Source organism: Pontibacter sp. FD36 (genome assembly GCF_015686655.1).
Lineage (GTDB): Bacteria > Bacteroidota > Bacteroidia > Cytophagales > Hymenobacteraceae > Pontibacter.
Map to the genome: position 1 here is coordinate 430,660 of NZ_JADPMP010000002.1, position 23,239 is coordinate 453,898.

Genomic DNA, 23,239 nt, shown 5'->3' on the forward strand with positions numbered 1-23,239 from the left:
ACCAAGAAGGATTTACCTCACCTAGTTGATACCATCACATGAAAAGAATTTTCCTGGCTGCGGCCACTATTTTACTAAGCGCCTCCATGGCCTTTGCGCAGGAGCAACAACCTGCTTTGCACCCAAAAGTGCTCCCTATGTTTGGGCAGGTTGCCAAGACGGATGCCCAGCAGAAGGCCGATGAAAAATTCCTCACCAGTTGCGATAAGAACTTCGAGAGCCGCAAGGAGGCCAGTAACTTTTTCATGGACCGTGGCTGGGAATTCCTGAATGAAGGGCAGGTAGACACGGCCGTTTATCGCTTTAACCTGGCTTGGCTCCTGAACCCAGATAATTATAATACTTACTGGGCTTTCGGTCTGGTAGAAAACAGCCGGGGAAATACACGCGATGCGATTGGAATGTTTGACCGTGCGCTGAAGTACCAGCCAAACAATTCGCTGTTGCTATCTGATGTGGGAGCAGCCTATCTGCAGCAATTTATTTCTGACAAAAAGAAGAAAAACCTAAAGCAGGCAGCGGCCTTTCTTGACCGCTCTTTAAAGGCTGACCAGAATAACGCCTTTGCCTTGGCAAACCTTTCACAGGTATATTTCCATAACAAAAAATACGCCGAAGCCTGGGATTACCTGCACCGCGGCCGTGACCTGAACATGATGTCGCTTGACTACAACTTTCTGTCAGAGCTGATGGCTAAAATGCCGGACCCGAAAGGCATGTTCCGTATTGAAACAGAAGCTGAAGCCGCTAAATAAACACAACACGTAAGCACCATCCATCCTTAAAGATTGACATGAAAAAGAATTTCTACAAAGCTTCCCTCTTCCTTTTGGTCGGAAGTCTTTCGCTTTCATCCTGCGTTGTTTCTAAAAAGAAATACGAGGACCTGATGGCCCGCAAAAATGCCTTGGAGCTGGATAAATCAGATTTGGAGCAGCAGAAAAGCACCCTGGAGCAACAGAAGTCTGCCCTTGAAACCGAGAAAGCCCAACTGGAGCAGGAGCGCGCCGAACTGGAGCGCCAGAAAGCAGAGTATCAGCAGAGCCTGCAGCAGGCCCTGAAAGAGGGTAAGGCGCTAGGTGAAACCCTGAACATGAGCAAGTCACAAATTGACAAGCTGAATGCGGACCTGAAAGCCCGTGAGCAGCGTCTTGCCGAACTGCAGCGCATCCTCGACGAGAAAGACAAGGCAGTGAACGCCCTGCGCTCTAAAGTTAGCAACGCCCTGCTCGGCTTTAATGACAAAGACCTGACCGTTAACATCCGTAATGGCAAGGTATACGTGTCGCTGGCGGAGCAACTGCTCTTCAACTCCGGCTCTACCAAAGTGGACCCGAAAGGTGTTGAGGCACTGAAAAAACTGGCTACTGTATTGAAAGAACAGCAGGATGTGAACGTAGTAGTGGAAGGACACACGGATGATGTGCCGATCGCTCGCGGTACCGTAGGTATGCAGGACAACTGGGACCTGAGTGTACTTCGTGCCACCGAGATTACCCGTATCCTGACCCAAGCCGGTGTACAGTCTGATCGTGTGACGCCATCTGGCCGCAGTCTGTACGTACCACTCGACAATGCCAAAACAAAAGAGGCGCGTCAGAAAAACCGTCGTACCGAGATCATCCTCACTCCTAAGCTGGATGAACTGTTCCAGATCCTGGAGTCGGCTTAAGCAAGCGCTATACCTTAGACAAGAGCCAGTTCCGTAGCGGAACTGGCTCTTGTGCTTATAGGCGTTTCTTAAACGTACAACAAGCAGCTTTCCTGCTATGCTAGCTGCTCTGTAACTTGTGGCAGATAATACTTTTCAAGGTCTTTGTGTTTCCCACGTCGCCGGGCTTCTTTGGCAAGCAAACCCGCTAACCATATTTGGAAACGGTGTGGCAAACCAGCTGTATAGGATTCACCCATATGAAATAAAAGTGCTGTATGCCAGAAACTTTTCGGAATGCCATTTGCCCTTGTAAGTCCATCATGCGCCAAGCCATAGGCTATGCGTAAAGTTGCTTCAAACTGGCGGGCAGGCTTCACAGTGACAAGGAACACACATTTCCGGCAGGCATCTTCATTATAGAAGCGATGCAGGACATGCTTTGGTGCTACGGCTTTGTCACCTGGTAGAAGTTGGATCCGCTGCTTTCCTAACTGAATACTTAGGGTTCCCTCCAGTACTTCAAACTCCTCCTCAAATGTGGTATGGTAATGCAACCCATTTCCCCCTTTGGGCTCCATCTCCACTTGCACTAGTAAATAATCTCCATTCGTATCGGCGGCACTCTTTATAATGGTTACATCATAGCCTCCTAATGTACTTTTTAATTCTTTAGATAACTCTTTCATAGTAATACAATAAATATTGTTGGTATATTCGTATTACAAAAGTATGCTGTACAACCAAACTGCCAGCTACGCAATTGGGAGCGGCATCTACGAGAAAAGGATTATCATGCTATGATTGAAGGGTCGTTAGAGTTTTCCGGACTATGCGGATAAAGATTACTGACAGCAATTTGAATGATCTGCTGCTGTACCAAAACCAGCTTGCAGACAGCCAGCATACGTCTCAAATTGCTGCACCTCAACTTGCCCAGGATCCGCAGTTAGGCAAGTTTCTACAGCGGTATCTTCACTTTGATAATTTCAATATAGCACAGCTTTGCTGGCAACTGAACCAGGAACTAGAACTGCAGACAGATCAACTGGAAGCAGGTATAAATATGAATTTCATGCTGAGTGGCGGCATCTACTCAGAGTTTGAGACCTTGCCACATCCTATCCGCCTGAAGCCGATGGAACATAATTTACTTTTTACCTGTGACTCAAGCGGCACGCACCTTTTTCCAGCAGGCAGCTTGCTGCATAATCTACATGTAAGCCTCTCAACTGAATATTTTAAACGCATCTGCACGGAAGAGTTCCGGCTTTCTGATCTGTTGCTTAACAACATTGAGCGGCAATCTCCTATCCTGGCATCAACACATAATGGCAACATTACCAGCCACATGTTGCAGACGATCAAAGGCATTTTGGAATGCCCTTTTGAGGGTGCAGTGCAAAAACTCTATTTGGAGGGAAAGGTTCTGGAGCTATTGGCCTTGCAGTTCGAGAACTTGCAGAGTACAAAAGAGAGAGAAGCCAGGCTATTATCAAAGGAAACAGCCTTGGCAGAAGAGATTCGCCTATACCTGGAGCAGCACTACCTGGAGTTAGCCAGTTTGCAGCAGCTTGCCAAAATGTTCGGAACAAATGAATACAAGCTGAAGAAGGTGTTTCGGGAGCGGTTTGGGAAAGGGGTGTTTACATATGCGCAAGAGCTCAGGCTTGTGTATAGCTTGAATTTACTGGCTTCAGGTGAGAAAAATGTGGCACAAGTGGCCGAATTACTCGGATACAGTCATGCAAACCATTTCACGACTGCATTCCGAAAGCACTTTGGCTATCCGCCGTCGCTAGTCCGGAAGTAGCTAGACCTGATGCTCTGGTACAGCTTCTACAATTTCCACAACTTCAGGAACCTCAAAGACTGTCGTAGCTGGTTTGGGCATAACCCGCTTAAGCAAGGGAAGTAACGTCAGGTAGAGCATCCCTCCCACAGGTACAGCAAGTATAGCCCAGGCCGAAACAGCTGCTAAGTTGGCTATCCAAAGTTTATTCAGTGCAGCGAGCCAGTCCATTTTGAACATCGCTATCATCTCATCCAACGTCAGTTTCAGGTCATCCAGCCCAAACATGAAAATGCCCATCTTGATAAATGGGATGATCAGTAAGAGCTGCAGCGGATGTACAAGATAACTTACAAGTACCGTGGCGGCGATATTTAACCTGAATCGGGCAGCAAGGGCAGTTCCCATCACCGTTGTAACGCCTAGGGCTGGGAGTATACCTACCACAGAACCAAGCGCAACCGTAACAGCCAGCTTATGAGGCGTCATACCCTGACGGAGCAGGTTGAGCACAGGCTGTGCAATGCGGCGCTTGAAAAATGCGGTGATGATAGAGGTAGACAAACCTTGGCTAAATTAAAAAGATGTTGGATAACAGGACTATAAAGAAGACGCCCTAAACCTGTAAAGAGTTGCATGTGCTGCAGCATAAATTATGCCTGGTTCTCTTCAAAGATTAATACGGGAGCTCTGGTAAAAGTAACCTACTAAAGCCTGCTTTGTTTTGCTTATTTTAAAAAGCAGAGCAGAGTATTAAAGCTTTCACTATTTACTTCCGTATGTGCAGGAAACGAAGAATTTTGTCGATTGTGAGTGAATGTTCTTCTGTGCCATCTGTTCCCAACAAAAACGAAAAGGCTTGCAGCTCGGGGGTGTGATCAAAGTATATTTTGAACATACCTACAATTGGCACCGCCACAAACATACCCGGTAGCCCCCATAGCATCCCTCCTATAATAATACTCAGGATTGTGAAGAGTGGATTAATGTTTACCCGGCTGCCCGTGATGTTGGGTGTGAGGATATTGTTTTCTGTGAACTGCACAACCAGAAAGAAGAGAAGTACGGCAAGGGTTTTTTGCGGATCCCCCTGTACCACCAAGGTATAGAGCAGCGGAATGGCGCCACCGATCAGCGTGCCAAAATAAGGAATGAAGTTGATGAAGGCAGACACTATCCCCAACAGGATGGCATACTCTACACCAATAATGAGCAGACCAGTCGAATTGATAACACAAAGGATCAGGATAACGATCACGACTCCTCCCATATAGTGCTTAGTTACATCTGATATCTCATCGATCATCACCTTGACCTTTCCGTGCCGATCAGAAGGCAACGCTTTCAACAAAAAGTTCTCGAATTTATTTCGGTAGTAGAGCATCAGGAAAATATACACCGGCATCAGGGCAAATTTGGTAATGGTACTAGTAGTAGCCAGCAATATCTCAGCGATGGCTGAACCGCTCAGGTCAAGCGCATTGTTCACCTGCAGCCGAAGCCAACGCTCGTTCAATTGGCTGTCATCGCCAAACTTTCGGTCAATATGCGCTTGCAACTGATCGATGTTGAGCAGGGCCTTTTCTTTCAACTCAGGAAAATCTGTCAGGAATACCGAGAGCTGCTTGTAGAGTAGCACCATCAGCCCGGCAAAGAGGGCCATGGCAGTAATAATAGTCGCAAAGTTGGCCAATAGTCGGGGGATGCCCCATTTTTCCAGTTGCTTCACTACTGGGTATAGCAAGTAGGCAAACAGTAAGGCCATTACCAAAGGGTATAGAAACTCCCGTGCCTCCACCAGTACATAGACCAGTAGCACTAGAAATAGTAACCAATACGTCAGCTTCTTTATCCTCTTGTAATCGTTTGCCATACTCTTCTTACTGAAAAAATAGGAGATGGGATATATTGGAATCCGTACCTTTGCGCTTCACGTACGCATGCCTATGGCTTCTTTTGATCAACTGGGACTCTCCCCTGCGCTGTTAGAGCGCCTTGCTGAGTTAGAATTTCACACTCCTACTCCTATACAACTTGCCGCTATACCTCCGCTTCTCAAAGGGCAGGACGTAGCGGGGCAGGCCGAGACGGGCAGCGGAAAAACAGCAGCTTTCGGTTTGCCGCTTTTGCAGCAGATCGATACGAACAAGCAGGTTATACAAGCGCTGGTACTGGTGCCCACCCGCGAGCTGGCCGTGCAGGTACGTCATGAACTAAAGCAACTCGCCCAAAAGATCGAGAACCTTAAGATCAGCGCTTTTTACGGCGGACACTCTTTCTCTCAGGAGCGGGCCTCACTGGCTTTTCCACCGCAGGTACTCGTGGGCACGCCCGGCCGTTTAACTGATCATCTCTACCGCCAAACCGTTGATTTTGGTCAGGTACGCATGCTGGTGCTCGACGAAGCCGATAAACTCCTGGAAATGGGTTTTGCTGATGAAATTGATCAGATACTCGAGGTTATACCTAAGAAACGACAGGCAGTCCTTTTCTCGGCCACCATGCCCGACGAGGTAAAGCAGCTCATATCGGATTCGCTTAAAAACCCGCAGTTTGTGCAGGTGTCGCCCAACGCTATACCTGATCAGGTGCGCCTCACAGGTATAAAAGTAACGCAGCCGGATAAGCAGCAGGCCTTACTGCACCTTTTGCAAAGTATCAACCCGGCAGGTACGGTCGTGTTTTGCAATACCCGTGGCGCCTCCGACGATGTGGCGGCTATGCTGGCCAAGCACGGCTTCGGAGCCCGTTCCCTGCATGGCGGTATGGAGCAGCAGGACCGCGACAAGGCCATGACGCTTTTCCGCAACGGGACCACGCAAGTACTGGTTGCTACCGACCTCGCCGCCCGTGGACTCGATATTGCCGCACTCAAGAACATCATCCACTACGAACTGCCCGACGACGAAGCCGCCTACCTACACCGTAGCGGACGCACTGGCCGTGCCGGTCGAGGCGGCGAGGTCTATACCTTTGCCACCACCCGAGACGAGCAAAAACTGCGCGACTGGGGCTTGGTGCGCATGGACGAATGGCTGAATACAAATGAACTGGCAGCGCGTGTTGAGAAAGCAGAACCGGAGTCCACCGAAGCCTTTGCAACGCTTCACATTAATGCCGGCCGCAAAGACAAGCTGAGTCCTCGCGATATTGTGGGCGCCCTGATTGCCGCCGCTGGACTCAAAGCCGACCAAATCGGACGTATTGAAGTGCAGGACAGAGCCAGCTATGTGGCTATACCTGCTGATCGTGCACAGGAGATTGTGGAGGCGCTCACAACAGGCAAGATAAAAGGGAGGAAGTTTAGAGTTGGGTTGGTGAAGTAAATTCATGTCATCTCGAACATGCCCGAGGTGTGAGTCGAAGAGGGCCAGCCTAGCTCTGAAAGATCTGGATTGTTGCTGTATAAAGTCTATGAACCAGATTTCTTCCCAATGTCGAAATGATACCCCAGCTCGCGTCCCGCGAGTGTGAGCTATCATGCGGACTCTGGCCGTTTTTATTTGTGCCTCTAGGCACAAGTGGCGGGACGCCACTGGATAACTCACACTCGCGGGACGCGAGCGAGGGGAAGGGTAGTCTGATTTTAACCAAAATTCAGATTTCTCCCGATGGTCGATATGACACAATACTGTAGGAAACTATTCCACTCGAAAACTGTGGTATACCTAAACAAAAAAAGGGACCCACCGAATCATCAGCAAGTCCCTTTTTCTAAATATCCTACGAGCTTAGCGCTGTTCCTTTGTTTCCTTTGCTGCTTCAGCCTTCGGAGCGTCTTTTTTAGCGCAGCAGGATTTAGGTGCAGCAGCTGTAGCTTTGATGTCTTTATCTGAAGTGGCGGTAGCTGTCATATGGCAGGACTCAGCTTTTTCGCCTTTCTTTCCTTTTTTAGTTTTGCCATCTTTGTCGGTGTGCTCCATCTTACACTTGCCGCCTTCGCAGGCGAGGGCTGGGGTGGCTACGCCGGCACCTACAAAACCTGCGAGTGCGAGCGCTAGAACTAATCTTTTCATATCCGTTGGTTTATCGATTGTTTAAACAGAAATCAACCCTTTGTTGTTGAGTGAGTAAATATACACGTTCTACCTAATCACCAAAATGATCATCATCATTTTTTAGTCCCTTGAGCCACAAAACCAGCAGTTTACTTATACTTTCCGTCATCGCGATACTGACGGTACTCAGCGTCTTCTTCGCTTCCCGTTTGCGTTTCGATTACAACTTCGACAACTTTTTCCCGAAGGGCGATCCGGATCTAGCCTACTATTTTAGCTACCGCGATAAGTTCGGCAACGACAACGATTATTTGCTGATTGGCCTCGACAACGGCGGCAGCTTGTTCGAGCAGCAATTCCTACAAAAAGTCGATACACTGACACGCTTTATGCAGCGACAGCCGCATGTGGAATCGGTACTCTCTCCTACTACCGTCAAAAGTCCGATCATAGAACAGTTCGGTTACTTTGAAATCCCTTACCTCCACCCCGACGAGCCTGAGCGCTACACCCAAGACTCTTTGCTGATCTACCAGAGCAGGGAACTGGTGGGCACGCTGTTTTCTGAGGACGCCACGGCCGTTTCTCTTTTTATACAAACCAGCGACAACTTGGCAAAGGAACCCGGCGACTCCTTGATCGCGGCCATGTATGGTGAGATCGAGCGACTGGGTTTGCAGGAGCATCATGTGGCCGGAAAGGTACTGGCGCAGTCGGTCTTTATTGAGAAGATGAAAATCGAGTTGGCCATTTTCATGTCAGCTTCTATCCTCTTGGTCATCCTGTTTCTCTGGATCGCATTCCGATCGGTTTGGGGTGTGCTGGTGCCATTGGTTGTGGTACTTCTTTCTGTACTCTGGAGCCTCGGGGTGATGGGACTGTTCAACAAACCCATCGATGTAATGACAGTGCTGTTACCGACCATCATGTTTGTGGTAGGTATGTCCGATGTCATACACATCATGTCGCGCTACATCACCGAGATCGGGCAGGGTGCTTCTAAACTTCAGGCGCTGCGGGTTACGATCCGGGAAGTGGGTATGGCCACCTTACTTACGTCACTCACCACGTCAGTAGGCTTCCTGACCTTACTCACTACTTCGATCGTGCCTATACGGGAGTTTGGCTTATATACCGCCATTGGCATTGCGCTAACTTTTGTATTGGCTTTCACCATGCTCCCAGCTATTCTGCTATTGAATAGAAAGTCTAACCCGCTTCGTGCCCGGCGCACGGACTTTTCGTGGCCGATGCTATTGCGACGGGTTTATACCTTTGTTTTGCGCAGCCCATACCCCATTCTCTACACCAGCATGGGTGTGGTGCTGGTTTCCCTGATCGGCATTAGCATGATCAAAGTAGATACGACTTTGCTTGAAGACCTGGGGGATGATGACCCGATTATCAAGGACTTCCAGTACTTTGAGGAGAAGTTCTCCGGCGTGCGCCCTTTTGAGTTGCACCTGATCGCCGGTCCTGACAAAAGCATGTATGATCTGGAGGTGCTGCAGGAGATCGATCAGTTGGAAACTTACCTTTACCAGACCTACGGCCTCAACTTCATCACCTCGCCCGCCACAGTGGTACGTGCCATCCATCGCGCGCAGAACGGCGGTCTGCCAGACTACTATACCTTGCCCGCCAACGAGAGGGAAATGCAACAGGTACAACGGCGACTGGCGGCTTTCAGCAAACGAAGCGAACTGCGGGCTGTCGTAACGACAGACCAACAGGAAGGTAGACTGGCTGGCAAAATGACCGACGTGGGCAGTGTGCGGGCCGCCGAGCTCAACGACTCGTTGGAGTCTTTTATCGACCAACACATCAACCTAGAGCTACTGCAAACACGCATCACCGGCAGCGCCGTCATGCTTGACAAAAACAACGATTACGTGGTGAGCAACATGCTGCAGGGCTTGCTGATCGCCTTTTTGGTAGTCGCTATATTGGTGGGCCTTATTTTCCGTTCGCTGAGGATGATACTGATCTCGCTTGCGCCCAACATCATCCCTTTGCTGATGATCGGGGGCATTATGGGCTATTTGGGCATCAACATGACCGTGTCGGTTTCTATTATCTTCACAATCGCCTTTGGCATCGCCGTGGACGATACTATCCACTTCCTCGGCAAACTCAAAGTAGAGCTGCGCAAAGGCAAAACATTGCCCTATGCGATCAAAACGACTATGATTTCGGCGGGGAAAGCTATCATCATTACTTCCTGCATACTGGTGGCGGGCTTCATGACTTTGGTGCTGTCCTCCTTCGATGCCACCTTTTATGTGGGAGTATTCGTGAGCCTCACGCTGGTGTTTGCTGTGGTGGCCGACCTCTTGCTTTTGCCCGTGCTGATCCTCTATTTTTACAAGCCGAATGGAAAATAATTTGTGCCTAATCCAATAAGGATGGCCATATTTGCGTGATAGAGTAAAGCATTCCTTATTATGATGATGAAGAAACTACTGGCTATTTGCTTTTGCTGCCTTTGGTTTGTGGGCGCGCAGGCACAGGAACAAGCACCACCGCAAGAAGATAAGCTCAGCCGACTGATGGGCGAGCGTGAACAGTTGATTCTGGAGTACCAGTACTACAGCCAACAGAACAGCAACTTCTGGGGCAAGCAATCCAAGAAAGACCTTCTCAACATCATCGACACGCTCAAAGAAATCATCCGTAAAGACTCTGAACTAATCGCGGCTGTGAAAGAGGCCAGCGTGCGTAAAATCGCTGAGAGCACCGTAGAAAGCCAGCGGGCCGGTAAAATGATCCAACAGGACGAGCGCCTGATCAACAACCAGATTACCGACCTGAAAGGACAGATTAGTACGCTGGAGAGTCAGGCGAAGAAGCGTGAGCGTGCCATTCTGGACCTCAAAGAGCAACTGAAAGCCACTGACGAGGTGCGTTACGGCAAAGACCGTGTGATCGCTATACTGGGTGGTGCCGCGTTCATTATGTTCCTCTACGCGGTGTTCCTGCAGATCAGGCTGAGCACCAAGAAGACACCTAAAAAACGTAAGAAGGCCTAAGGCCGTATAGCTGCCACATGTATAAGCAACAGCCTGTAGCAGCGGAATTATTTAGCACACGTCTTTTGTTATAAAATGATACCTTTTCAGGTATAGACAAATAAGACAAAAGCTACGGAAAAGGCTGGCTCTTCGTACCCAGCCTTTCTTTTTTAGATAAGAATGATCGATATTTTTGAAGAACTACGGCAGGTACAGGACTTGCTGAAAATTGAACAGGAAGAAGACCGGCAGCAATATAAGCTGAAGGCACTGAAGAGCACGATCACGGAGCGCAAGGAAATGGGTCTTTGCTGGTATCCGATCGTCATTTCAAAAGAAGAGATCGGTTTTGGCAACAAGGTGGTGATCGAACTGGAGCGTACCTCCGACCGTGACCAACTGCACCTTTTCCAACCCGGTAAAACAGCTTCTCTATTCATCAACAACGGTGAGAAATCAAGTCTGAGCGGCGTGGTATTGGGCGTTAAGCGCAATAAGGTGATCCTAGCCACTAATAAAGAGGACCTGCCGGACTGGGTGGGAACTGGGCGTATGGGCATCGAGCTGACCTTCGACGAGATCAGCTACCGTGAGATGGAGTTCGCCCTGAAAAAGGTGCAGGAAGCCAAAGGAACACGTCTGGCCGAGCTCCGAGACATTATGTTAGGTATAAAACCCGCCACTTTCTCAGACGAGAAGCTGGAGGAGATACAAGTGCTGAACGAGTCGCAGAACGAAGCCGTGCAGAAGATCGCACAGGCCAAGGATGTGGCCATCATTCACGGACCTCCGGGTACGGGCAAAACTACGACGCTCGTACAGGCCATTCTCCATACCCTGAAATCGCAGAAGCGCTTGCTGGTTACGGCTCCCTCTAACACAGCGGTTGACCTTCTCACCGAAAAACTCGCCAACGAAGGGGTAAATGTGATTCGCATTGGTAATCCGTCACGTGTGTCGGATGTGCTCTTGGAGCATACCTTGGATGCACAGGTAATGGCGCACCGGGCTTACAAAGACCTCAAAAATCTGCGCAAGACGGCCGAGGAGTACAAGCGCATGGCCTACCAGTTTAAGCGCAAGTTCGGGCATCAGGAGCGGGCACAGCGCCAGCTTTACAAATCAGAGAGCCACCGCTTGCTCGTCGAGGCCGACAACGTGGAGCACTATATCACGGATGACTTGCTCGACAATGTGCAGGTGATCACCTGTACATTAGTGGGCGCGGCCAACAAAGCCATTCGCCACCTGACTTACGACACGGTATTCATCGACGAAGCGGCGCAGGCCCTTGAGCCGGCTTGCTGGATTCCGATCAGCCGCACGAACCGTGTGGTGCTAGCTGGTGACCACTGCCAGCTGCCTCCCACTATCAAGTCTATTCAAGCGGACAAAGGTGGATTGAGCGTGACCTTGTTTGAGAAGTGCATCAATCGGCAGCCGGAGGTATCGGTGATGCTGAAAACGCAGTATCGCATGCACCACCACATCATGCAGTTCTCCAACCAGCAATTTTATGGAGGGGAGCTAATAGCGCACGAGAGTGTGCACAGTGCCGAACTGCACGGGTATAGCACAATCTTCGCATCTGACATGGCCGTGGAGTTTATCGATACGGCCGGCTGCGGGTATAATGAGGCAGAAATGCCTGATACCATGAGTTCGGCTAACCCGGAAGAGGGCGACCTTCTGATCAACCACCTCTCCAACCTTCTGAAAGACTACGACGAAGGAGATGAAGTGGCGCCTTTGAAGATCGGGGTGATCGCACCTTACCGTGCCCAGATTAATTACCTACAGGACAAAGTAGAGCATACGCCGCGCCTGCACGAGCTGCATCAGAAGCGACAGTTGAGCATCGGCACCGTGGACAGTTTTCAGGGGCAGGAGCGCGACATCATTTGCATGAGCCTAGTGCGCAGCAACGAACGCGGCGAGATCGGATTCTTGGCTGATGAAAGACGCATGAACGTGGCCATGACCCGCGCCCGACGTAAGCTGATCATCGTGGGTGACAGCGCCACGCTTTCGACCAATCCGTTTTTTGCGGAACTGATTGCTTACGTAGAAAGCATCGGGGCCTATAAAAGTGCTTGGGAGCTAACAGAGAGCCTGCCTTAGCGTAGGTATAAGTTTATATTTTATTTATTCATCATCAGAGAGTCGTTCAAATAAAACCGGGTCGGCTATGCTTCTCCGGTTAATCTTTCTACCTTTCTGATACCAAACCAAAACACACAATTATGAAAATTGAGAAAAACAGAGTGGTGACGCTCTCTTACGAGCTCCGTATTCAGAACGAAAACGGCGAGCAAACCCTCGTTGAAACTGCCAATACAGAAAATCCAATGGTGTTCATATACGGCATGAGTGGCCTGCCAGATCAGTTCGAAGAGAACCTTGACGGCAAGAGCGCTGGTGACGACTTTGACTTTAAACTGGACTCGAACGTCGGTTACGGAGAGTTTGACCAGAATGCGGTGGTAGAATTACCGATGAGCGTATTTGAAGTGGAAGGTGGTATACCTGAGAACATGCTGGAAGTTGGCAATTTCATTCCGATGGCTGACAGCGAAGGCAACCAGCTGCAGGGCCGTGTAGCTGAACTAAAAGAGAATGTAGTGGTAATGGACTTCAATCACCCGCTTGCTGGTAAGGAGCTATTCTTTAAAGGCAAAGTAGAAAAAGTGCGTGAGGCAACATCCGAAGAACTGGATCACGGCCACGTGCATGGCGAAGGCGGTGTACATCATCACTAAGAATCACTTACTATAAAAAGGAAGGAGTCGCAGGTATAGCGGCTCCTTTTTTTGTGCCTGTTCTCAGACTATACCTTATTTCAATTCCGGCAACACCTCCTCTACATAAGCGATCAGTTCTGGGAAGAATAAGGAAAAATCTTCCCCATATAAGATATAGTTCTCTAGCAACTCCTCTCCTGCCCTCTCCATACCTGACTCAAAAGAAGTGCGTCGGCTGAGTCCGCCCAAAGCCTGCGCTATACCGGACACCTCAGCATAAGACAGGAGCCAGTTCTGCCGCATCATATAAGGGAAAAAATACTGGACACGCTCCGGTAGGTTAGGCAGGTGCTGGTTGATCAAGGTATAGATGCGGGTGGTATACGGCTCCAAAGATTCATTAGAGAATTCATCAAAACGGCTGGCCAAAAAATGGTCGAAGTACAGGTCAGCCACCACCGGGGCGTACTTGCGAAAATGGGGCCTAAGGCGGGCTTTGGTCTCGCTAACCACCGGATGGGTGTCTGTATAGGTGTCAATCAGGCGGTGCAATTTGATGCCCCGGGCAATGCCGGCCGGGTATAGCTCCAGTTGTTTTCCCTTTACAGCATCGGCAATAAAATTGCCCAGCAAAAGCTCTTCGTCGTCGCCTGAGAGGAAAATATGGGCAAGGTAGTTCAAGGGTTCGGGGTTTTGTTCGGTTGCAATATAAACATCTTATACTTGCTTCGGTTGTAAAGGTATAGCCAAAACGGGCATAAACACTTTAGCGCATTAGCCCGTACCACTTAAACACATACAACCTAAAAACTATGAACAACGACAGAACAGAAAAACTGCAGACACTGATAGATAAAATAAAGGACGTCGACACTGCCATGATGTCGACGATGGACGAGGACGGCAGCATCCGTAGTCGTCCGATGCGTAACCAGCAAATCAAGGACGATGGGGCTATCTGGTTCTTCACAGGCTATGAGTCCGGTAAGTCCCACGAGATCAAGAACGACTCGCATGTGAACCTGAGCTATGCCAAGCCATCGGACAACCTGTACGTGTCGGTTTCAGGCAAAGCCACACTCACCAAAGACAAGGCAAAGATTGACGAGCTTTGGACCCCAGCCATGAAAGCTTGGTTCCCAGAGGGTAAAGACGACCCGAATATTGGCCTGATTAAAGTAACCATCGACAAAGCGGAGTACTGGGATTCACCAAACAGTGCTGTGGTGCACCTGATTGGTATGGCGAAAGCAGCCATTACCGGAGAGCGTTACAAGACGGGCGACCATGACAAAATGAACCTGTAGGTATAGCTCAAAAAATTTCCTGAGACACCTGCCAAACATTTCGGTTCGGCAGGTGTTTTTGGTTTATTCGTTTTGTAAATTGCATTTAGAGTTTAAACAAGCTCTTATACTAGTCCTCCTTTTAAATACCCGAATCCCGTGCGACAAATTATCCCACAGTCCGATAGACTTACCACCCTGACGCTTTTTGGTTTTCGGAAAGGCCATATTCGTTGGGGCTTGGCCCAAATGGGCACCAAAGGCGCTGAACTTAATCAAATACCCGGTTTATTGTTTCATAAATTACTGGGCAGCGGCCATGGCAAGGGTTTCAGCATCAAGCCCAATTTCAGAAGGTATGGCTTGATGTGTACATGGGAAAGCGAGGAAGCGGCTGACGAATTTTTGGAGCGCTCTGAGTTGATGCTGGAGTACCGCCTGCATGCATCTGAGATCTGGACGGTAAAACTTCTGCCCACACAGGCGCATGGCCTGTGGGATGGCGTGCAGCCCTTTACGCCGCAGCTGTCCGAAAAGCAACACGATGGACCAGTGGCAGTGCTAACCCGAGCCTCGATCAATTGGCGGGCCTTACCGCAGTTCTGGCGCTTTACCCCAAAAGTGAGCAAGGCGCTCGAAGAGGCGAAAGGGCTGATCTGTTCGATCGGGCTTGGCGAATTGCCCCTTATCCGGCAGGCTACTTTCAGTGTCTGGGAATCAATCGACGCCATGAAGTCCTATGCCTACAAAGGGGATCTACACAAAGAAGTCATCAAGCTCACCAGATCTGAGAAGTGGTATAGCGAGGAGCTATTTGCTCGGTTTATACCTGTAGAGAGTCATGGATTGTGGAACGGCGTGAACCCGCTGGCCTCGGTACTCAAAGCTACCGAATAAGCTATACCTTCAGCATACCTATTAGCCCGAACCCGATAATAAAGAGGCTGCTGAAGATATTGAGCACTTGAATGGTTTTGGGGTTTTGTATATACCTGCCCAGTGATGCGCCAAAAGTCGCCAGCATTGTTTGAATAATGATGCTGCCCAGAAATATGGCAATAGACATGCTTAAAACCTGCCATACCCCAAAGCTGGGCTTGACCAACTGGCCTGAGAAGCCAAAAAAAGCAATAATAGTGAGCGGATTGACTACCGTAAGCAAATAAGTAGAAGTCAGATAACCAAAATCCCCTTTTTGTAGGGCGGAGTTATTGGGATCATTTGCAGTGGCGTTAATTTTAAGACTGCCGACCAACATCCACAAACCGAATATGATCAGGACACCGGAAGCTAGCCAGGAAAAATATACCTGATTCATATTGAGGTAACTCACGATGATAGAGCCTACCGTAAAAGCCACCAGTGCATAGGTTAAGTCTGCCAAGGCTGCGCCCACCCCACTCAGCATGCCGCTCCTGAAGCCATATACCAAGCCTCGGTTTATAATTAAAATAGCGATGGGACCAACGGCTACAGCCAAGGTCACCCCAAATACAAATGCTTTTATTGAATCCATTTCTGTCTATTAGTAGATTACAGAATGGAGACGCTCGCATCTTTAAAAAGACGCAGGGTTTGCAATTATTTTCGCGTACGGTTCAGGATGTCCTCCATCAAGTCGACCTGGATCTGTTGAATTTCCAGCAAGCGTTGGTTCTGGTGCACGATCAGGTGGTCGATCTTTTCATGCAGCAATCGTATCTCCAACTCAGCCTTCAGGTTCACTTTGTAATCGTACTCGGAGCGCTGCCGGTCTTTCGCCTCTTTGCGGTTCTGCGACATCATGATGATGGGCGCTTGTATCGCTGCCAGGCAGGACAGGATCAGGTTAAGCAGAATGAAAGGGTATGGATCGAAAGGGCGTGTAGCCAGCAGGTATACGTTGACCATCATCCAGAGCAATATGAATCCGAAGAAAGCCATAATAAACGTCCAGCTGCCGCCAAAAGAAGCTATTTTGTCCGCCATGCGGTCCCCGAGAGGCAGGTTCTCTAGTATTTCCTCCTCGATGTTGGTAGATAGCAGCTCGTTTTCCTGAATACTTTCCAGTACCTCTTTTTCCAGCTCCGAGATCTCACCTAGCTCTTTTTCCAGTAATTGTTCCAGATACAATTTGCGGTACTTATTCAGATTCCCCACAGCCACATAAGCTTCATCAGTAAAATCGGGATAGTCGGCTTGGATTAGCTTAAAGATAGGTCGCCTGATAGTAGCTCCCAGCACCAATTGGTTTAGAGGGAGTTGCCTTTTGGTGAGATGGCAAACAGCGGTTTTCAAGTCCTGCGAATTATGTGGAGACAGACTTAGATTTGTACGTAAATCGCCGGACAGATATAAAAAAACGGACCGACATTTAGTGCCGGTCCGTTACGCTGCTATTATATCGTTACTTAGGCTGAGCCCCTTTTAGCGCTTCTTTCAATTTGGCTTCCAGGGCATCATACAGACGATAGCCTCGACTCAGGAGACTCAAGTTGTGCCCGACCAGCAGGTATAAGCTCGGGAAGGCATTGGCTTGTAAGTGTCGGGCGATCTGGAAATCCTGTTGCGTTTTCTCTTTCATTTCATCGGAGTGAAATTTCTCCAGAAAAGTATCTTCCGCTATACCTAATCCTAAGGCGATCTCGGCCAATACCTCCGCCTTGGTCACATCATTGTTACGGGCATAAAAGGCGCGTTGTACTTCTTCGGCCATTTCCAGCTCCTTCTCAGGTTGCAGGTAGCGCATGGTCACCACAGCGCGGCAAGCTGGCTCGGTGTCGTACACAAAGCTGTCTCGCTCAAAAAAATCGAAGTCAAAAGGCTGTTCCGTCGCTTTCTCTACTTCCTGCCAATGCTGTTTCACAGCGGCTTTCATTTCGTTACCCATCGGCTCCGTCGTACCCGGGCGCAAGCCACCGAGCACCAGCTTGAAATTGAGCTTGCCTTCCTGTTCTTTTTTGAGCTGGTGCAGCACCGGCGCAAATCCATAGCACCAAGAGCACATCGGATCCATCACGTAGATCAGGTGCGGCACATCCAGCAGGTCGTATTTTTCCATGTCGTTCTGTTTTGCTTCGAACTGCAAAGGTAATTCTTTGATGATTAAATGGCTAAATTGTTAAATGGTTATATGGCTAAACTGTTGAATTGTCATTTCGACCTCAGAGAGAAAGCTGGGAAAACCCGAGGATAAAGATAAATTCAAATCTCTCCATTCTTTCGAGATGACAGCTGAGAAAACTAGTCTTTGAACCACTATCAATCAACAATCAACAATTTAGCCATTCAACAATTTAACAATTTAAAGTATCTTAGCAGCTTGTTTAGATCAAGCGAATTCACGATAAACTATGTCAGAGTATAATTTCAATCAAATTGAGAAGAAGTGGCAGCGTTACTGGGAAGAAAACCAGACTTTTAAAGCCACTGAAAACACCGATAAGCCGAAGTATTATGTGCTGGATATGTTCCCTTACCCTTCGGGTGCGGGTCTTCACGTAGGTCACCCACTCGGTTACATCGCCTCTGACATCGTGAGCCGCTACAAGCGTTCCAAAGGATTTAATGTGCTGCACCCCATGGGCTTTGACTCCTTTGGTCTACCAGCCGAGCAATACGCCATCCAGACTGGTCAGCACCCGGCCATTACAACGGAGCAGAACATTGCACGCTACATCGAGCAGCTCAAGAACATCGGCTTCTCTTACGAGTGGGAGCGCGAAGTGCGTACCTCCGACGCCAGCTACTACAAGTGGACGCAGTGGATCTTCATGCAGTTGTTCAACAGCTACTATGACCATACTGCTGACAAAGCAGAGTCCATCGATAAGCTGGTTGCTGCCTTTGAAGTAAACGGAAATGCTAACATCAATGCAGCTTGCGACGAAGACACCCCTGCCTTCACGGCCGAGGAATGGAAAGGCATGAACGAGCAGGAGAAGGCGGAGATACTTCTCAGGTATAGACTCACTTACGTGGCTGATGCGGTAGTAAACTGGTGCCCAGCTTTGGGTACGGTCCTAGCCAATGATGAAGTTGTTGGCGGTGTATCAGAGCGCGGCGGCTACCCAGTGGAGCGCAAACTGATGCGTCAATGGATGATGCGCATCACCGCCTATGCCGAGCGCTTGTTGCAGGGACTCGATACCATCGACTGGCCGGAGCCGGTGAAGGAAATGCAGCGTAACTGGATCGGAAAGTCCGTAGGTGCCGAGCTGGACTTTGCCATCGAAGGCGGTGCTTCCGAGAAGATCAAGGTGTTCACGACCCGTATCGATACGATTTACGGTGCCACCTTTGTGGTGCTGGCACCGGAGCATGAACTGGTAAACGAAATCACAACGGATGCCCAACGTGCGGAAGTGGAGAGCTATGTGAACGTAGCCAAAAACCGCTCTGAGCGCGAACGTATGACCGATGTGAAAACCGTAAGTGGTGTATTCACAGGAGCCTACGCCATCAACCCAATCTCTGAAGAGCGTGTGCCGATCTGGATTGCGGACTACGTACTAGCAGGGTATGGTACCGGTGCTGTTATGGCCGTTCCGGGGCACGACTCCCGAGACTATGCTTTCGCAAAGCATTTTAATTTACCGATACGTGAAGTGGTAGCCGGTGGGAATCTGGAAGAAGAGGCCTATGCCGGTAAAGAAGGAAAGATTATCAACTCCGGTTTCCTGAATGGACTGGAGGTAAAAGAGGCGATAAATTCAGGTATAGCCAAAGCCGAAGAACTGGGTGTGGGCAAAGGCCGCACCCAATACCGCATGCGCGACGCGGTGTTTAGCCGTCAGCGCTACTGGGGAGAGCCTGTTCCAGTATACTTCAAAGACGGCATACCGCAGTTATTAAACGAAAGTGATTTGCCACTGGAGCTGCCAAAAATCGATGCCTACCTGCCGACCGAGACAGGTGAGCCGCCGCTGGGCCGCGCCGTGGACTGGAAATATCAGGATCAGTACGAATTCGAACTGAGCACCATGCCGGGCTGGGCCGGTTCAAGCTGGTACTGGTACCGTTACATGGACCCGCAAAATGACCAAGCCTTTGCTGATAAATCCAAGGTGGAATACTGGCGCAACGTGGACCTATACATGGGTGGAGCTGAGCACGCTACAGGGCACCTCCTCTACTCCCGCTTCTGGAATAAGTTCCTTTGCGATATGGGTCTGGTGGTAGAGCAAGAGCCATTTAAAAAGCTGATCAACCAGGGGATGATCCAGGGTCGCTCGAACTTTGTATACCGTGTGAAGGACAGTAACACCTATGTGTCGTATGGTCTGCGCAAGGATTACGACATCACCCCACTGCACGTGGATGTGAACATCGTGGAGAATGATGAACTGGATCTGGAAGCCTTCAAAGCCTGGAGACCTGAGAACGCCAATGCTGAGTTTATACTCGAAGATGGCAAATACATCTGCGGCGTCGAGATCGAGAAGATGTCCAAGTCGAAATACAATGTCGTGAACCCGGATATAATTGTGGAGCGAAACGGAGCTGATACCCTGCGCATGTATGAGATGTTCCTGGGGCCACTGGAGCAGTTCAAGCCTTGGAATACCAATGGCATGGATGGCGTAACGAAATTCCTGAAGCGCTTCTGGAAACTCTTCCACGACAATGAGGGCAACTTTGCCGTGTCGGATGACGAGCCAACTGCTGAGGAGCTGAAGTCGCTGCACAAAACGGTTAAGAAGGTAGAAGAAGACATTGAACGATTCTCCTTCAATACCTCCGTATCGACTTTCATGATCTGTGTGAACGAACTGACAGCCCTGAAGACGAACAAGCGCGCCATCCTCGAGCCATTAACGATTGCACTGGCTCCTTATGCGCCACACATCGCTGAAGAGCTTTGGGAGAAGCTGGGACACAGCCAGAGTATCACTTTCGCTTCATTCCCGGCTTGGGATGAAAAGTATTTGGTGGAGAATACCTTTGAGTATCCCGTATCCGTGAATGGTAAGACGCGCGGCAAGATTGCCTTCGCCACTGACACACCACGTGAAGAAATGGAAAAAGCGGTGTTGGCTGACGAAACGATTACCAAATTCATGGAAGGAAAAACACCAAAGAAAATTATTATCGTCCCTAACAAAATCATCAACGTGGTGGTATAAGGATTTCCATCTTACCACTAACTTTTCCAAAAGCCGCTCAGACCCCAAATTTGGCGGCTTTTGGTTTTCTATACCTAACTAAAAGCCCAATGTATACCGTATAGACTAGTAAACCCCTCTGCTATGCTGCGTATACTTGCACCCACCGATTTTTCGACCGATGGCTACAATGCTACGCTGGTTGCTATGCAGCTAGCTAAAGCTTTGAGAGCTGAAGTAGTGTTTGTGCACGCCATGGCAAAACCGCCTGTTCCGGCAGCTTCTCCTGAATCAATCTTCCGGAGTGTTTACTCGGAAGAAATGCGGAAAACGCAAGTTAGGCTCCTGGATGAGGCACAACATCTCCTGGATATTCTTGATCTGCGTCACGCCGAAGTCAGGTATAAGACTTTGGTCGTACCAACACCATTTGCAGACGCCATGCTACAGGTAATCGCAAGCGAAAACATAGACCTCGTGGTCATAGGAAGTCGCGGTAGTAGTCAATTAAAACAAATTCTGATCGGAAGCAACACCTTAGAATTGATGCGCTTGAGTCCTGTTCCACTGCTTGTTATACCTAGTTACGACGTGTTTGACGGGTTCGAAAATATAACGATCCTGCTTGAGCAAATGAAATTGCCGGAACGGGCAGGTATAGAGATGCTCGACAGCATTGCGCAGACTTACAACGCCATGTTGCATTTTCTGATACTAACGAAAGATGGGCAACAGGTGCAGGATGTATCCGAATTGCAAGAGCAACACTCCTCCTGGCAACAAGTCTTAAAAAGGCCACATACCACCAACTTACTGGCAGACTCTGAAGCTCCAACAGGTATGCGCGCCCACATCGCAGCCACCAATTCCAGTTTAGTTGTGCTGATGCCTGAGAAGCTAAGCATCTGGGAGGCCTTGTTCTCCAAAAACTTGAGTGAAGAACTAGCCGCCAGAGCACATATGCCATTATTGATACTTCCACATAAAGTATAGCCCTATGCAGGACGTATTGAGCAATCCGTTTTTTGAGCTGTCAGTCATACTGGCCATTGCCGCTTTGCTCGGTGCCATCGGACTCATGCTCAGGCAACCGCTCATTGTTATGTTCATTGCACTAGGTATACTGGTTGGTCCCTCCTTTCTTAACCTGGTGTCGTCATCAGACATGGTGCATCTGCTGGCAGAACTGGGCATTGCTTTGCTCCTGTTTGTGGTTGGTCTCAAGCTGGACCTCTCCCTTATCCGCTCAACAGGTATGATCGCCCTGATGACGGGACTGGGACAAGTCATTTTCACATCTGTGTTCGGTTATCTAATAGGTATAGCACTAGGCTATGATTCCATCACGGCGCTCTACATTGCAATTGCCCTGACCTTTTCCAGCACCATCATCATCGTGAAGTTACTTTCAGACAAAAAAGAAATCGACTCCCTGCATGGGCAGATCGCGATTGGTTTCCTTATTGTGCAGGATATTGTGGTGGTGCTGCTAATGATTATGCTCTCAGCCATGAATGCGAAGACCGGAGCCCATCCTGTACTCGGTATCCTGCAGGTGGTAGTAACGGGCAGTGCTATTGTTGCGGTCATAGGTTTGCTGATGCGCTTCGTCATTCCATCACTAGTTCATTATCTGGCAAGGTCCCAGGAATTGCTGGTGCTTTTTTCCATAGCGTGGGCAGTGATCGTAGCGTCCGCCTGCGACTACCTTAACTTTAGCCGGGAGGTTGGTGCGTTTCTGGCTGGTGTCTCCCTTGCCTCTACCCCATACCGCGAAATGATCAGTGGCCGTCTTGTCAGCCTGCGGGATTTTCTACTCTTGTTCTTTTTTATCAATCTGGGAGCGCAACTAAACCTGGGTTTGCTGGGCGAACAGATAGGTCCTTCCATCCTCTTCTCCGTTTTTGTGTTGGTTGGTAATCCGCTGATCGTTGTTGCTATCATGGGTATAATGGGCTACCGGAAGCGCACCAGTTTCCTGGCGGGTCTGACAGTCGCCCAGATCAGTGAGTTCTCGCTTATTTTTGCTGCACTCGGTCTGAACATGGGCCATATCCAGGAAAGCACCGTCGGTCTGATCACATTAGTCGGACTGATCACGATCGGGCTGTCTACCTACATGATTATCTACTCGCACAGACTCTATGATGTGCTGACACCAGTATTAAGCATATTTGAACGCAAGAGACCCTACCGTGAAAGTGAAGCAGAGCAAAGCATGCCACAGCAGGTTGATGTAATTTTGTTTGGGTTGGGGCGCTATGGTGGCAACATAGCGCTGACGCTCTTAAAGGATAATATTCACCTGCTATGCATTGATTTTGATCCGCAGCAGGTGCGTTACTGGCAGAAGCAGGGATTGTCAGCCTTATACGGTGATGTGGAAGATCCGGAGTTACCTGATAGGCTTCCTCTAAGCTCCGCAAAATATGTAATCAGCAGCTTATCAGATGTCAATGCCAATATAGCACTCGTCAAGCAGTTGCGCTCTAGCGGTTATACAGGCGTTATCGCTCTCACAGCCCACCGCCAGCCAGACGCTGAACGACTTCATGCTTCAGAAGCCGACGTTATACTGTCTCCATTTGTCGATGCAGCAGAAACGATTCCTGCACGCCTGCATATGGCTGAAAAAATAAAAGGATAGCCTGATGGCTATCCTTTATGTCATACTGCA

At 49.2% G+C, this 23,239-nt stretch carries 21 protein-coding genes; 13 read left to right on the forward strand and 8 right to left on the reverse strand.

Annotation, left to right across the window (positions count from 1 at the left end; translation table 11 throughout):
* The first annotated feature begins 38 nt into the window (after window positions 1–38).
* Window positions 39–755, forward strand: coding sequence for a tetratricopeptide repeat protein (locus tag I0P70_RS04325; RefSeq protein WP_196114947.1), 717 nt, complete (start codon window positions 39–41; stop codon window positions 753–755).
* 38 nt (window positions 756–793) lie between these two features.
* Window positions 794–1,672, forward strand: a complete 879-nt coding sequence (locus tag I0P70_RS04330; protein WP_196114948.1) for an OmpA family protein — start codon at window positions 794–796, stop codon at window positions 1,670–1,672.
* A 95-nt stretch (window positions 1,673–1,767) separates the two neighbouring features.
* Here I0P70_RS04330 and I0P70_RS04335 read toward each other — a convergent pair whose 3' ends face one another.
* A complete protein-coding gene (locus tag I0P70_RS04335) occupies window positions 1,768–2,340 on the reverse strand; it encodes a cupin domain-containing protein (RefSeq protein WP_196114949.1) in 573 nt (190 codons plus the stop codon).
* Between the two features lie 143 nt (window positions 2,341–2,483).
* Here I0P70_RS04335 and I0P70_RS04340 point away from each other — a divergent pair, with 143 nt between their 5' ends.
* Window positions 2,484–3,464, forward strand: coding sequence for an AraC family transcriptional regulator (locus I0P70_RS04340; RefSeq protein ID WP_196114950.1), 981 nt, complete (start codon window positions 2,484–2,486; stop codon window positions 3,462–3,464).
* Here the strand turns inward: I0P70_RS04340 and I0P70_RS04345 are convergent, their stop codons facing one another.
* Entirely contained in the window at window positions 3,465–4,007 is a 543-nt protein-coding gene (locus tag I0P70_RS04345) for a DUF2062 domain-containing protein (protein ID WP_196114951.1), read from the reverse strand.
* Window positions 4,008–4,212: 205 nt separating this feature from the next.
* Complete coding sequence (locus I0P70_RS04350; protein ID WP_196114952.1) at window positions 4,213–5,316, reverse strand: AI-2E family transporter; 1,104 nt, start codon at window positions 5,314–5,316, stop codon at window positions 4,213–4,215.
* A 25-nt stretch (window positions 5,317–5,341) separates the two neighbouring features.
* Here I0P70_RS04350 and I0P70_RS04355 point away from each other — a divergent pair, with 25 nt between their 5' ends.
* Window positions 5,342–6,769 (forward strand): DEAD/DEAH box helicase, encoded by a 1,428-nt coding sequence (locus I0P70_RS04355; protein WP_196114953.1) that lies wholly within the window; start codon window positions 5,342–5,344, stop codon window positions 6,767–6,769.
* A 405-nt stretch (window positions 6,770–7,174) separates the two neighbouring features.
* On the opposite strand, the gene I0P70_RS04360 is transcribed toward I0P70_RS04355, so the two are convergent.
* Window positions 7,175–7,459 carry a hypothetical protein gene (locus I0P70_RS04360; RefSeq protein WP_196114954.1) on the reverse strand — a complete coding sequence of 95 codons (285 nt, stop codon included), beginning with the start codon at window positions 7,457–7,459 and terminating at the stop codon, window positions 7,175–7,177.
* 110 nt (window positions 7,460–7,569) lie between these two features.
* On the opposite strand from I0P70_RS04360, the gene I0P70_RS04365 reads away from it, so the two are divergent.
* From I0P70_RS04365 to I0P70_RS04380, 4 genes are all read left to right on the forward strand, one after another.
* The gene (locus I0P70_RS04365; protein ID WP_196114955.1) at window positions 7,570–9,825 is read left to right on the forward strand and encodes an RND family transporter; all 2,256 of its coding nucleotides are present in this window, start codon (window positions 7,570–7,572) and stop codon (window positions 9,823–9,825) included.
* A gap of 60 nt (window positions 9,826–9,885) precedes the next feature.
* A complete protein-coding gene (locus tag I0P70_RS04370; protein ID WP_196114956.1) occupies window positions 9,886–10,470 on the forward strand; it encodes a hypothetical protein in 585 nt (194 codons plus the stop codon).
* A 162-nt stretch (window positions 10,471–10,632) separates the two neighbouring features.
* Window positions 10,633–12,573, forward strand: coding sequence for an AAA domain-containing protein (locus I0P70_RS04375; protein WP_196114957.1), 1,941 nt, complete (start codon window positions 10,633–10,635; stop codon window positions 12,571–12,573).
* A 122-nt stretch (window positions 12,574–12,695) separates the two neighbouring features.
* Complete coding sequence (locus I0P70_RS04380; RefSeq protein ID WP_196114958.1) at window positions 12,696–13,211, forward strand: peptidylprolyl isomerase; 516 nt, start codon at window positions 12,696–12,698, stop codon at window positions 13,209–13,211.
* 75 nt (window positions 13,212–13,286) lie between these two features.
* Here the strand turns inward: I0P70_RS04380 and I0P70_RS04385 are convergent, their stop codons facing one another.
* Window positions 13,287–13,874, reverse strand: a complete 588-nt coding sequence (locus I0P70_RS04385; protein ID WP_196114959.1) for an ACP phosphodiesterase — start codon at window positions 13,872–13,874, stop codon at window positions 13,287–13,289.
* A gap of 131 nt (window positions 13,875–14,005) precedes the next feature.
* Between I0P70_RS04385 and I0P70_RS04390 the strand changes: the two genes are divergently transcribed.
* Together I0P70_RS04390 and I0P70_RS04395 are read left to right on the forward strand one after the other, a co-directional pair.
* Window positions 14,006–14,500: a pyridoxamine 5'-phosphate oxidase family protein gene (locus I0P70_RS04390; RefSeq protein WP_007658579.1), complete on the forward strand. Its 495-nt coding sequence runs from the start codon at window positions 14,006–14,008 to the stop codon at window positions 14,498–14,500.
* 138 nt (window positions 14,501–14,638) lie between these two features.
* On the forward strand, window positions 14,639–15,376 hold the full coding sequence (locus tag I0P70_RS04395) for a spheroidene monooxygenase (RefSeq protein WP_196114960.1): 738 nt from the start codon (window positions 14,639–14,641) through the stop codon (window positions 15,374–15,376).
* Between the two features lies 1 nt (window position 15,377).
* Here the strand turns inward: I0P70_RS04395 and I0P70_RS04400 are convergent, their stop codons facing one another.
* The 3 genes from I0P70_RS04400 to I0P70_RS04410 all read right to left on the reverse strand — a co-directional run bounded on the left by I0P70_RS04400 (window position 15,378) and on the right by I0P70_RS04410 (window position 17,519).
* Entirely contained in the window at window positions 15,378–15,995 is a 618-nt protein-coding gene (locus I0P70_RS04400) for a LysE family translocator (protein ID WP_196114961.1), read from the reverse strand.
* A 65-nt stretch (window positions 15,996–16,060) separates the two neighbouring features.
* The gene (locus tag I0P70_RS04405) at window positions 16,061–16,756 is read right to left on the reverse strand and encodes a DUF1003 domain-containing protein (protein ID WP_196114962.1); all 696 of its coding nucleotides are present in this window, start codon (window positions 16,754–16,756) and stop codon (window positions 16,061–16,063) included.
* Between the two features lie 109 nt (window positions 16,757–16,865).
* Entirely contained in the window at window positions 16,866–17,519 is a 654-nt protein-coding gene (locus I0P70_RS04410) for a DsbA family protein (protein WP_196114963.1), read from the reverse strand.
* 292 nt (window positions 17,520–17,811) lie between these two features.
* Between I0P70_RS04410 and leuS the strand changes: the two genes are divergently transcribed.
* The 3 genes from leuS (at window position 17,812) to I0P70_RS04425 (ending at window position 23,209) form a co-directional block, all read left to right on the forward strand.
* Entirely contained in the window at window positions 17,812–20,583 is a 2,772-nt protein-coding gene (gene leuS / locus I0P70_RS04415; protein ID WP_196114964.1) for a leucine--tRNA ligase, read from the forward strand.
* Window positions 20,584–20,706: 123 nt separating this feature from the next.
* Window positions 20,707–21,555 carry a universal stress protein gene (locus I0P70_RS04420; RefSeq protein WP_196114965.1) on the forward strand — a complete coding sequence of 283 codons (849 nt, stop codon included), beginning with the start codon at window positions 20,707–20,709 and terminating at the stop codon, window positions 21,553–21,555.
* A gap of 4 nt (window positions 21,556–21,559) precedes the next feature.
* On the forward strand, window positions 21,560–23,209 hold the full coding sequence (locus tag I0P70_RS04425; RefSeq protein ID WP_196114966.1) for a cation:proton antiporter: 1,650 nt from the start codon (window positions 21,560–21,562) through the stop codon (window positions 23,207–23,209).
* The last annotated feature ends 30 nt before the right edge of the window (window positions 23,210–23,239 follow it).